The 12053-nt window shown below is 28.3% G+C and carries 16 protein-coding genes; all 16 read right to left on the bottom strand.

Translation table 4 applies throughout. The features are described from left to right. Window positions 1-259: 259 nt before the first annotated feature. Window positions 260-391 (bottom strand): hypothetical protein, encoded by a 132-nt coding sequence (locus A6V39_RS05930; protein ID WP_281178728.1) that lies wholly within the window; start codon window positions 389-391, stop codon window positions 260-262. An 866-nt stretch (window positions 392-1257) separates the two neighbouring features. Beyond that, window positions 1258-1719, bottom strand: coding sequence for a restriction endonuclease subunit S (locus A6V39_RS03515; protein ID WP_187150260.1), 462 nt, complete (start codon window positions 1717-1719; stop codon window positions 1258-1260). Window positions 1720-1961: 242 nt separating this feature from the next. Further along, complete coding sequence (locus tag A6V39_RS03510) at window positions 1962-3293, bottom strand: MIP family Ig-specific serine endopeptidase (protein WP_187150259.1); 1332 nt, start codon at window positions 3291-3293, stop codon at window positions 1962-1964. 105 nt (window positions 3294-3398) lie between these two features. Beyond that, window positions 3399-4496, bottom strand: a complete 1098-nt coding sequence (locus tag A6V39_RS03505; RefSeq protein ID WP_187150258.1) for a restriction endonuclease subunit S — start codon at window positions 4494-4496, stop codon at window positions 3399-3401. Window position 4497: 1 nt separating this feature from the next. Then, window positions 4498-4995, bottom strand: a complete 498-nt coding sequence (locus tag A6V39_RS03500; protein ID WP_281178730.1) for a restriction endonuclease subunit S — start codon at window positions 4993-4995, stop codon at window positions 4498-4500. A gap of 32 nt (window positions 4996-5027) precedes the next feature. Next, window positions 5028-5633: a restriction endonuclease subunit S gene (locus A6V39_RS03495; protein WP_187150256.1), complete on the bottom strand. Its 606-nt coding sequence runs from the start codon at window positions 5631-5633 to the stop codon at window positions 5028-5030. Between the two features lie 179 nt (window positions 5634-5812). Continuing rightward, window positions 5813-6346 (bottom strand): hypothetical protein, encoded by a 534-nt coding sequence (locus A6V39_RS03490; protein ID WP_187150255.1) that lies wholly within the window; start codon window positions 6344-6346, stop codon window positions 5813-5815. Between the two features lie 309 nt (window positions 6347-6655). Continuing rightward, window positions 6656-7321 carry a TIR domain-containing protein gene (locus tag A6V39_RS03485; RefSeq protein ID WP_187150254.1) on the bottom strand — a complete coding sequence of 222 codons (666 nt, stop codon included), beginning with the start codon at window positions 7319-7321 and terminating at the stop codon, window positions 6656-6658. A gap of 1 nt (window position 7322) precedes the next feature. Continuing rightward, window positions 7323-7634 carry a hypothetical protein gene (locus A6V39_RS03480; protein WP_187150253.1) on the bottom strand — a complete coding sequence of 104 codons (312 nt, stop codon included), beginning with the start codon at window positions 7632-7634 and terminating at the stop codon, window positions 7323-7325. Window positions 7635-7686: 52 nt separating this feature from the next. Beyond that, window positions 7687-7965 carry a hypothetical protein gene (locus A6V39_RS03475; RefSeq protein ID WP_187150252.1) on the bottom strand — a complete coding sequence of 93 codons (279 nt, stop codon included), beginning with the start codon at window positions 7963-7965 and terminating at the stop codon, window positions 7687-7689. A 118-nt stretch (window positions 7966-8083) separates the two neighbouring features. Next, window positions 8084-8659, bottom strand: coding sequence for a restriction endonuclease subunit S (locus A6V39_RS03470; protein ID WP_187150251.1), 576 nt, complete (start codon window positions 8657-8659; stop codon window positions 8084-8086). Then, window positions 8614-9216 carry a restriction endonuclease subunit S gene (locus A6V39_RS03465; RefSeq protein ID WP_187150250.1) on the bottom strand — a complete coding sequence of 201 codons (603 nt, stop codon included), beginning with the start codon at window positions 9214-9216 and terminating at the stop codon, window positions 8614-8616. Before A6V39_RS03465 ends, A6V39_RS03470 begins: the two co-directional genes overlap by 46 nt. Window positions 9217-9233: 17 nt before the next feature. Continuing rightward, on the bottom strand, window positions 9234-9770 hold the full coding sequence (locus A6V39_RS03460; RefSeq protein WP_187150249.1) for a hypothetical protein: 537 nt from the start codon (window positions 9768-9770) through the stop codon (window positions 9234-9236). Window positions 9771-9774: 4 nt separating this feature from the next. Beyond that, complete coding sequence (locus A6V39_RS03455; RefSeq protein WP_187150248.1) at window positions 9775-10479, bottom strand: TIR domain-containing protein; 705 nt, start codon at window positions 10477-10479, stop codon at window positions 9775-9777. A 10-nt stretch (window positions 10480-10489) separates the two neighbouring features. After that, complete coding sequence (locus tag A6V39_RS03450; RefSeq protein WP_187150247.1) at window positions 10490-10768, bottom strand: hypothetical protein; 279 nt, start codon at window positions 10766-10768, stop codon at window positions 10490-10492. Between the two features lie 189 nt (window positions 10769-10957). Continuing rightward, on the bottom strand, window positions 10958-12052 hold the full coding sequence (locus A6V39_RS03445; RefSeq protein ID WP_187150246.1) for a restriction endonuclease subunit S: 1095 nt from the start codon (window positions 12050-12052) through the stop codon (window positions 10958-10960). Between the last annotated feature and the right edge of the window lies 1 nt (window position 12053).

The raw sequence follows: 12053 nt of genomic DNA, 5'->3' as shown, positions 1-12053 counted from the left end.
TTGAAACTCAAATGTACACATCTCAAAAATACCTCCTCTAAAACAGATAGCAATACGCGTCTTTCTTTTAAAGTTAAACTATCCCTGAAATCTTTTTTTGAAAACTTCATGTGATTACGTGATTACGTGATTACGAAAATTCCTTTACATATATGTGTATGTGTGGATTTTTAATAAAAACCGCATGACTAAAAAACTCTTATTTTGAAAAATATCCCAATTGAATACTTAACAATACCTAATTATTTACCTTAAATATTTAAATTTTTGTGCAACGTGATTCAATCCTTGCATAAATGTCTGGAAATAAACCTTCCTCATCTAGCTCTCTTGAAACATGATCATTAAACCATCCGTTTAATACTTCTGAATCTATTCCCTCTTTCTCCATATTTTGATTTAATATTTTCATAGAGGTCATTGGAATCAATCAATTCTCCCCAAAATCTTCTCACATATTCTTTTGAGTTTTCCATTACTTTCAAGCCTTTTTTGCCCAATAAATCTCTAATACTTCTGCACATCTGATAGATGATTTAAATATCGTACATCTTTCTTTTCTTGTCCTTTACATCATGCTTCAAGCTTTTTCCCATTATTTTGTTGTTTGCATTTATTAAGCTATTCAATTTGTCTTTATCACCACTTACAACTAAATGATTGAAAATCCCTTTTCATCTTTAATTAATCTCTCTTTTTCTCCTGCTCTAATAATATTTCTCATTATTGTTTTTGAATTATCTTTACAAGTATTTCTCTACAGAAGATAACATTGCTTCATCCTCTAATCCATATTTAAATCTTTAATACATCAATTTCAAATTCTTTTGCACTGTTAAAGCCTATTTTTTTAATTTCTCCTCATTTTCATAATACTTAGCATTTAATCCGTCATCACTTGAAATTAACCTTACTCCTTTTCAACGAAGTATAGACTGAATATCTTTGAGCTTCAAATATTCCCTTATCCCGATAATAGCCCCTAACAATAATAAAAAGTGCTAACTAATCCATACTTTGCCATGTATTACTACTACTTTAGGGCTGTTGCAAAAAAATTTAACAAATAAAATAAATTTATCTCTATGAAAAAATAACCTAAATCTCTTAACAATCTATTAAATTTTGCCTCCTAATTAATAATTCTTAAAATTAAAGCACAAATTAGTTTATCTCCAAATTTTGACTATAGATTCTCTCGATTAACTTGTTCTTAATAATTTGAAAATTGCTAACTTATTTAAATAAACTACCTATTTATTTTTGAATAGGTTTAGCAAATTTATTGAATAAGTTTAATAAATTGTCTGGAAGAAGAGGGGCTTCAAAATTTTTAGCGTCTTTTAAGTCTAATCCAGTAATCCCAACCCCTCTTGACATTTTGTCAAAAATAGGAATAAAATTCTTAATAAGTTCAAACAATCAATAAATGTATTTGTGTTCTAAACTAAAAAAATAAACATGTTCCATAGTATCAAATTTTCCACAACAATATTTAATATGTCTAGCTCCGGCTACCGTTAATGGTAGGGCTTCTTGGTCAAAAGAATATTCATTAATTCTCTGTGTTTCCTGAGCTTCAGTAAAAAAGAGGTATTTTCCATTATTTGTTGCATCCTCAGCTAATTTTTTTCCTTTCTTAAAAGTAACTAAATCTTTAAGTGGTAATTTTCTTCAATTAGATGGAGTAGTATTTACGATGTATAAATCATCTCTCAAACAACTTACTTTCCTTTAAAAGCGTCTGGTTAATATCCTCAAGATTAAAATATCACACTTATGCCTTTTGTGGTGAAAACTAATTTACATTAAGTATTAATTCTGTCACTATTTTTTAAAAGGCGTTTTGCATAAGGATTGATATGGCAAAGAATTTTCTTTAAATAAAAATCTCAACATTTTTTAACATAAATAAGCTATCTTTAATTCTTTCAACTAATTCCTATTTAATAGTTAATAATCTATCGCAAACTTAGAGCGGAATGCTTTCAACCACTTTCACTTAAAAAAGTCTTTTTTCCATATCTTTCAATTTGCTGTTTGTAAGATGTTTTTTGTCTAGGTGCTCCCCCAAGAATCAAATCATAAGCCGGCGACTGAATAACACCATCTTTAACAATTTCACTAGACCTTAATGGTACCACTCAAGAATGATTAGTTACCTCTCATTCTCCTAATCTCTTAATTCCCAAAATACTTCCATTTTTATCAATATACAAGGCTCCAGAAGACCCTCCAGGCATAGAAAAATTTTCAAGTAAATAAAAATGTCCTACACTATTTAATTTTTTTCCATTTCATTCAGTCATAACAAATGGTCACTTACTTTCCAAAGTTACAGCATTAACATGCCCGTGAACTATTTTCCCATCAGAAATTCCATGCCTATCTTTAGTTAATTTTGAAGCTTCTCCTGAGGATTCATCAAAATTAATAGAATAGGCAAATGGATCATTTTTCTTTTGTGGATAAGCCAAACTATAGTAATTGTCAATAGAATTCTCTATTTGACTTCAAGTTTTTTGTTTATCTAAAGGAGCTCCAAAAACATTAATGGCATCTTTTGATCCTACTGGATATTTACTATAAAAATCTCTTGTGGCCTCCCTAGCATAATCTTCATTAATAAACTCAATTTCAATAACCGCAAAATCTCTATAGTTATTTTCTTTAATGCCCACAGATTCATCTTTTTCTAAAAAATTAATCGGCACATAGAAAAGTTTGGGTTCTTTCATTTTTTTATTGTGAATTGCTCCCAAATTACTTTTCAATTGATATCCGTTTTCTGGCTTTGATAAATTTAAATCAAAATATCCGTAATTTTTTGAAGCGTCACAAGTAGTTTTGTTGTTAAGTTTTAAGTTAGAAAATCCCATATTCTTATATTTATTTCTTAACACTTTAGTATCTTCGGCAGGTATAGGAAGTTCTTGTCCATAAGGATTGTCAACAAATCTAAATTCATTTACAACATGAGCATTAGTTGCTATATATCAAGTTGTTGGATAATGACCTTCTTTAGGAATTTCATAATCTAATACTCATCCAGTTCCAATGGTGCAAGCTGAAAATATTCTGAAACTATAATCATTCATTGTCTCGAACGCCTTCCTAGCCTCCTCTTTAATTTTTGGTAAGTCAAACTTATCTTCTTCTTTAACTAATTCAACATTTGTTAATTCTTGAAGTAATTCTGAATCTTTACCTAAATTAGAAAATAATAAAGTTGTTAATATAGAACCTAAACCAAAAATAGAAATTAAGCTAACTAAAAAACGTTTTCTGATCATTAATAATTATTTCTCTTATACCAAGCCTATCTTAAGTATTTAAGCGTACTAAGAAATTAACCTAAATTTATCCTTTCACTAAAAAACTTATTTAACAGATCGTCTCTAATTTTTTCGCATCTTCGCATCTAATTTTTCTATTTTTGATTGTATATCCTCACAAAAAATATTGAATTTTTTGATAAGTTCTTTTGTGGGCAACAATATCGATAATTCTTTAACTTGTTTTATTGGCAAATTCTTAATAGTTGTTCCGACTATAGTTTTGTTTAAAAAATTTATGTAATTAGCGTCTAGCGCTTCACAAACTAAAAAAATATAGTCTAAATTTTCAAAATTAATAATATATGTGTGATCACTAGCTTCAAATTTTCCATTGTAAATTTTGATATGAAATTCACCTCCTTCAGCAATAATTAATGAAAAAGAATCATAAGAAAATCCATTAGATTTCTTAGTTTCAAAAGCAGCAGTAAAAAATGGATATTCTCCATTAGGATTGGCATGTCCTGCCGGTTTCTTTCCTTTTTGGATTGTTGCAATATCTTTAAGCTTTATTTTTTTTCATCCTTCTGGCAAACCATCTTTAATCTCATACTTTTCATAATTAGGAAATCTAAGATTAATAAATCATTCTTTGTAAAGGTCTGTTCTTAGTTTTTCAAGAATTTCAATTTGTTTTTGATGATTTTCAATTAATTCATCATAGGCTGAAAGAATATCTCCTATTTTCTTTTGGGTTGCAAAATTTGGAACAGAAATCTTAATTAAAGATAGTTTTTTAAATGACAAAACAGGTTGGGCTGTTGAAGAACTAGATAATGCAATAAGTTTTCTTTTTGTCTCTCGAAAAGTTAAACAATACCTTATAAATTTAGGATCTGAAATGTTTTCAAACGAATTAAATCCATAAATTTTGTCAGATAAGCAGGCGTCAAATTTCAATAAAGCAGAATCTCCAGAAGAGCCGCATCTAACTAAACAAACTGTATTTTTGGAAAAAAGTTTACTTTGTCTTAAGCCAAGTTTATTGTAATGCCTATTGCATTTAAGAATATATAGTCTACTTTCACTAACTTCTTTACCATCAATAAGAGGCACATTACCCATATCAAACAGTGAAACATCAACCTTCTTAGCTGTTTGTTTTCCCGTTTCTAAAGTACCTAACTTCTCTAAAGTAGTTTCTTTTCAAACAGACAAATTAATTTATTTCAAGATTCTGACTATATATTCGCTCAATTAATTCGTTCTTAATAATCTGAAATTTATTGACTTGTTTTGATAAACAATCTATTTGTTTTTGAATAGACTCAGCAAATTTATTAAATAAGTTTAACAAATTATTTGGAGGCAGAAAGATTTCAAAATTTTTAAATTTTTCCATTCCTAATCTTGGAATAGTTGTTGAATTAGACGTCTTTCTAAAGAAAGGAAGTAAATAATTAATCTTTTCAAATAATCAATATATGTAATTAGGTTTCAAACTAAGAACATAAACTTGAGACATAACATCAAATTTTCCCAAACAGTATTTAACACATAACTCCCCTGCACTAGACAATAGTAAAGCTTCTTGATCAAAAGAATATTCATTTATCCTTTGTGTTTCTTTTGAACAAGTAAAGAAAGGATAAAGCCCGCTTCCTGTTGCTTCTCCAGCTAATCTTGTTCCGGCTTTAAAGTTAACAAAATCCTTTAATAGAGTTGGTTTTCAATTAAATAATTGAGCATCTATATTGTCAGGAAATTTATGATGAATGAATCATCTTTGAAATATCTTGGTTCTTTGGTTCTTTGGTTCTTCAATAAATCTATCTGATTTTGATAATTCTCTATTAATAGATCATAAGTAGATAAGATCTTTCCTATTTTTTGTTGAAGTTCAAATGGAGGATTTGGGAAGAGAATTTTAAGCAATCTTTCAACTGTTAATATAGGGTGCCCTCCAGAACTTGCAATCCTTTTTAATTCACCTTTAATACTTGAAAAATTAAAACAATATTTAACAAATTTAGTATCCGAAATATTTTCAAAAGCATTGAAACCATAAGTATGGGTAGATATACAACTAGACTCTTTCAAAATAGATGAATCACCTACTCTGCCATCATTAGTAATAAGAACAGTGTCTTTTGGAAAAAGCTTGCTCTGCTTTAATCCTAATTCGTTGTAATAAAGTAACATTTTTACGTATAAACTTTCGGTTACATGTTTCATTTGAATAAACGGAATAGTTCCATTTTCAAATAAAACAGGATCGTATTCAGGTTTATGAGTTTGTCTTCCTCTTTGTATTCTTCCTAACTTATCTAAAGTTGTTTGTTTTCAAGTGACCAAAAGATAATTTAAACACCATTTTTATCCTGAAAGGGACCTATTTTTACTAATGATTTAAATCGAAAAATACATATGTATGAAAACAAAAATCCCTAATTAATCTATAAAAAATCGCACTAACGCTTTTATTAAATAGTTTTTTTAAATTAAGCTTTGCTTTATTTAAAGTCCATCATACTTTAAAAAACAATAGAATACTTTCCTTCATATTTTAAAAAAATATCCAATTTATCTTTTAAATTCTCAACAATCTGTGGAATGGCAGTTACTCTAACAGAATCTAAATTATTAATAATTTCATAAATTAACTTATCTCTATTAGTTATTTTTCCAAACAAATAATAAAGCTCTTCAGCCCATCTAACAATGTTTTCAGAAAAATAGTATTTTTTATTTGAAGCTTTAGAATGTAAATTTTTCAACGAAAAAAGGTCATCTTTTTGTTTTATTAAGTCCAATAATATTTTCATCCCTTCGCTTGGATTATTAATTTTGTAATTTGAAATAACGTTTAATTTCGCTTCAAGCCTTAAAATGTGTTCTTTAATTGGAAAATATCTCAATGTATTTAAAATTTTTAAAGTACTTCAAATTAACTCATCCCTGTCCTTTATCTTTTGCAACATATTAGATATCTCATTATTCCAATTTAAAAATTTAGAACTGTTCAGAGAACTTAAAGCTTTTTCTTTTTCAAAAATTAAATCAGCCAATGATCGCATAATTAACTAAGAAAAATAGTAAAGATCTTTAAATTTCAAAAAAATATTTAATTTAATCCTCAGTTTACGAGCCTCCAAAGACAATAATCCTCCTTCAATGGAATCTAGTATATTCAGTATCTCCTCAATCAATTTATCTTTGTTTTTTATTTTCTTAAAAAAATAGCGCACTTCAATGGCCCACAAATACATTCTCTCGTATATTCAAATATTAAATTCAAAATCAACCATTTCGGGTATGACAAGAAATGCCTCTTTCTCTTCCATTAAATCCCAAAAATACTTCAAATTCATAATTCTTTAAATAAAATTTTGAATCATTTCTTTTCACTTTTTTAGATTAGTACTTAAGTTCTTTTTTCATTCTCCGGAATTATCCAAGTTAATTGTTGCATGTCCTGAAAAATCACTAAATTCCATTCTGTCAATTTTTGAATCTCAAAGAACTAAAATATTTCTTATTCCTAATAATCCAATACCCAAACCAAGCTCCATAATAACATTTTGCCTAGATCTTGGTAAAAACGCAGTATTTTCTCCTTCATCTTTTCCGCCTTTATCATCTGCGCTTACAATAGCCAAAATCAATATACTTTTTTTCATGCCATCTATAATCTTGTTTAATAAGTTAGAAGAATTGGTAATATTTCCCAATTCGAAGTAGTGATCTTTAAAATCTTCATTTTTCAAGATAAGAACAACTTCATTAAGTAACTCTTGTTTATGGCCATAAATTACAAATACTTGATTTAAAGAATATTTTTTCTTTATTAGATTAAGTTCCTTAACAACATTATTAAAGTCTTCGTCGCTTTGATTTATTTGAAAACTAATTGCTTTATTTTCTAATTTTTTCTCATTTGTTTTTTCAGCCCAAATAATAACCTTAGAAATTCATTTAAATTTTTCTCTAAAATTTGAAAGAGTTTCAAAATTATTTAGAATCTCAAAAAGTTCAGATACCAATTTAAAGAGAGATCAAATATTCGCTCTTATTTTTTAAAAATAACTCTAATTTGTCATCTAAATTTTCAATAATTTCTATAGTAGCGGATTCCCGAGCCAATTCTAATCCCTCAATGATTTCGTCAATTAACTGGTCTTTTTTTGCTATTTTTCCAAAAAGATAGTAAGCTTCTTCAATTCACCAAAAAACTTTTTCGGCAAAATAATGCTCGCCTCCTCCCCTCTTAAAATGTAAATTTTCCAAAGAAAATACCTGATTTCTATTCATAATTAAATCAATCAACAATTCCATAACAATTGCTGGTGTAAACACCATTATTTACTAAAATCTAGTCTATTCATCAAATTAAAAAAACATCACGTTCTTATTTAAACTCTATATTTTCAGATTCATATCTTTCAAAAACACCTAACTCCCCTTTCAACTGACTAATTCTTTCGCGAAATCTAAATCCATGAAAACGAATCGAATCTATAGTAGACAATATATCGCGAACAATTTTGGTATGTGACTTTAAAGAGCTTAAAAGATAATGTAACTCTTCTAGTCACGAATAAACCTCATCATAATTTATTGAAGAACCAAGCACTGAGTCTCTCTTGGCAATCAAATCTAATAACCTACTTTTCTTAACAACCTCCATTATTACCTCAATTAAGAAACTAATATCTCTGCTCCTATTATATTTCTAAAATAATCAACTTAAAGCGTCTTTAAACATTGATTAGAAAAACATTTAACGAGGTTTTTGTATTCAAAAACTAATTAACTGAAAGATTTTGACTATAGATTCTTTCTACTAATTCTTGTTTAATAATTTGAAAAGTATTCATTTGTCTAGAGAGAATATCTATTTGTTTTTGAATAGGTTCAGCAAATTTATTGAATAAGTCTAATAAATTGTCTGGGGGAAGAGGGACTTTAAAGTTCTTCAACCATACTATGCTTAAATGTTTTAAGCCAGTTCCTTGGGCAACACAATTGAAAATATGAATTTGAAAATTAATAACTTCAAATAATCAAAGAGTTTTGTCTTTATTAATTCTCAAAACACAAACTTCAGATGTTGTTTCAAATTTACCAGAATAATACTTTACAAAAATCTTTCCCGATAGGGAAAGTAATAATGCTTCTTCATCAAAGGAATATTCATTAATTTTTTTGGTTTCTATTGAAGCAGAAAATAGTGGATAAAGTCCATTATCTATTGCATCTCCTGCTAATTTTTTTCCTTTTTTAAAAGTAACAAAATCTTTAAGTGGTAGTTTTTTTCAATTAGATGGAGTGGTATTTATGTTCTTGGGAAATTTATGATGTATGAATCATCTTTCAAACAACTTGGTTCTTTGGTTCTTTGGTTCTTCAATAAATCTATTTGTTTTTCGTAGTTCTCTATTAATAGATCATAAGTAGAGAGGATTCTTCCTATTTTTTGTTGGATATCTAAAAGAGGTTTGGGAAAAGGGACTTTAAATAATCGTTCTAAAGATAAATACTTTCTTCCTACTGAAGATATGGCTACTAGTTGCCTTTGAATTTCGGAAAAATTAAAACAATATTTAATAAATACAGGATCTGAAACCAATTCAAAGGAATTAAAGCCTCAAAGATCTGAAGATAAACAGGAACTAAACTTCAAAATAGCAGATTCTATTCGAGTTCCACTAGTAATACAAACTGTATCTCCTGGGAAAGATAGACTTTGTTTTAAGCCAAATTCATTGTAATACTTCTCGACACTATTAACATATAGCTTTCCATTTACATGTTGTCCTTGCACAAAAGGAATATGACCATTTTCAAACAAGCAAGGATCGTATTTCGGTTTATGAAATTGTTTGCCCAGCTGGCAATTACCTAACTTATCTAAAGTTACTAATTCTCAAATTGACAAAACCAAATATCTAACTTCTAAATAGAAATGTCAATATATCTATTCTTACCTAATTTGAACATTCTTAAATTCTTATCAAGTTCAAGCTTGTCTTTCTTAACGAGTGCGAATCTAGCTTTTTTTAAGAGCTCTATAGTCTTTTCAACAACATCACTTTTCTTTTCCAATTTTCTCATTAAATAATAGAGTTCTTCTGCCCAACTAGAAAGTTCTTGAGAAAAGAAATAATCATTGCTCAAAGTAGAAATTTTTGATTTATCATTAAGATATTCTTCTGACGAATCAACTAAAGTTAGAATTCTTCTTTGTCAAAATTCCTTAGGTTTATTTAAATATTTCACCAACAAATTGAATTTTTCCACTAGAGACTTCTCTAGACTATCACTTGACCCTTGAGAAATAAGAAGATTGAGAATATCTATCATTTCTCGTATTATTTCATCAGGATTTTCTTTATTTTCAAGTAAATAAAGCAATTCTTCTCTTCAATGAGACTTCTGTTCCAAAGAAGCCATTTGTTCCTTTTTTGAAAACAATTCAATTATCTTCTCCATATCCTTAACAAAAGACGCTTCCTTCCCATTCTTCATTAAATTTCTCCAATTTATCTATTAATTTTTGTTTTCACTGATTTTCATCTTCTTCAATATCAATTCTCATAATTCCTTGAAGATCAGTTATTCTTGCTATGGAAACTCTCTTATCTCAAAGCAAAAGAACATTGTGCATATCTAAAATTCCATAACTTAAACCAGCCTCTAATACAACATTTAACCTTGGCCTAGCAGTAAGTTTACTATCACTGCCTATTCTTCGTCCTTCATTATCTGCGCTTGCAATAACAAGAACCTTAAAACTTGAAGAAATCCTTTCAATTAATGTTGGCAAAATAATTGGAGAGCCTACAAAAGTATTTGTAGTGTCTAAAAAATCACATTCAAATCCGCTACTTTCAATACAATCCCTAACGATCTGAAAATGTTGTTTATTTCTTCCAAAAACAATAAATATTTGTTTTTTCAGATATTTGTTCTTGCGGCCTTTGAGCAAAGAAATCACTCTATAGAAATTCTCTAGGTTTGAAGATCTTAAAAAGTTAGTCACTTCTGAGGACAAACCGCTATCATTCGTTTTGTACGCTAGAAGAAGTAGTTTTTCTGCTCAAAAATCAAATAATACGTCCTTTAATTCAACACGCCTCTCACTTAGACTTTTCTCAACCTTCAAAATACTTTCATAAACTTCCTTGAACAGGAGTGACATTTTTTCACGACTAATTGTCCCTTAATTTTTCAGCTTCATATTTTTCAAAAACAAATAACTTTGCTTTAATTTGAATAATTTTTTCCGCCAATAAACATTTATCTGTGTTAAAAAACACCTCATCAATTGCCCTTCTTATTTTGGAAGCCACCGAACTTGAAAAATCAATCCTACCTAGAAGATAATGCAACTCTTCCAACCACTGATAAACTTTTTCATATTCAAGGGGTTCAGAACACATGATTTCTCTTTGAGAAATCAAATCTAACAACCTACTTTTGTCACTCATAGAAGAGATAAATTTTTTTAAATTTTAAAATCGATAATTTATTATTTTTCCTTAAATTTTCGCTTTTTTTAAATATTTACCCAAAAAATCAAATATTTCTGTTTTTTGTAAAAATTATTAACAAATTTAAAAATATCAATCTACTCGAGAATTATTTTTTCATAAAAAAATTTATTAAGCAAATCACCTTTAATTTTTTCGCATCTTCGCATCGAGATTTTCAATCTTTAATTGAATATTCAGACAAGTTTCATTAAATAAATTAATAATCTCTTTCGTTGGATAAACAACTTCAATATTTTGAAGCATATCTAAAGTCAAAAACTTAATTGTAGATCCCTTTGAATTTTTAGAAAGACTTCTCAAATTACTATCTATTGCTCCAAAAGACAAATAAATTAAGTCTTTCTCCGGAATCAAAACATAAACTCTTTGGTAAGCGTCAAATTTTCCCCTATATATTCTCAAATAAAAATTCCCATTTCCAGACAAAACTATTGCCTCAGCATCGAAAGCATAGGTGTCGCAATTTAAGGCTTTTTCTCCGCAAGTAAAAAATAAATAAGGACCTCCTTTCTTAGCAAAATTAGCATTTCTTTTTCCTGTAAAAATTTGAGTAATTTTTTTAAGATCTAATATCTTTCAATCTTCCGGCAATCCTTTATTGATTTCACAGTTTTCATGATTAGGAAATCTTAAATTAATAAATCATTCCTTGTAAAGAGAGGTTCTTAGCTCTTCAAGTAATTCAATTTGTCTTTCACAATTTTCAATTAATTCATCATAAGCTGAAAGAATATCTCCAATTTTCTTTTGTGTTTCAAAAGAAAGATTGGGAAATTTAATGGTCAATAACCTTTCAGAAGTTAAGGATAATCTAGTAGTTCCTGCTTGAGCTACTGAAATGCACTCCTTCTTTATGGGAGCAAAATCAAAACAATATTTTATGAATCTAGGACAAGAAATACCTTCATAGGCATTAAATCCATATACATCACAAGATAAACAAGAAGATTCTCTTAATAAAGCTGAATCAGCTACATTTGCATTATTAGTTATGCAAACTGTATTAATAGGAAAAAGCTTTCCCTGCTCTAAGCCTTTTTGGTTGTAATATCTACGTATTTGTCTTACAAACAGTTTAGCTTCTTTAACATCTTGTGTTTCAACAAAAGGAATGGTGCCTTTTCAAAATAAATTTGGATCGTTTTTTGGATAATGCGTTTGTCTTCCCCTGCTAATAAAGCCTAATTTATCTAAAGTAGTTTCTTTTCAATCAGGCAAA

Origin of the sequence: Candidatus Mycoplasma haematobovis (assembly GCF_001645765.1) — a bacterium.
Lineage (GTDB): Bacteria > Bacillota_I > Bacilli_A > Mycoplasmatales > Mycoplasmoidaceae > Eperythrozoon_B > Eperythrozoon_B haematobovis.
This window is presented reverse-complemented; position numbering and strand designations above follow the sequence as displayed.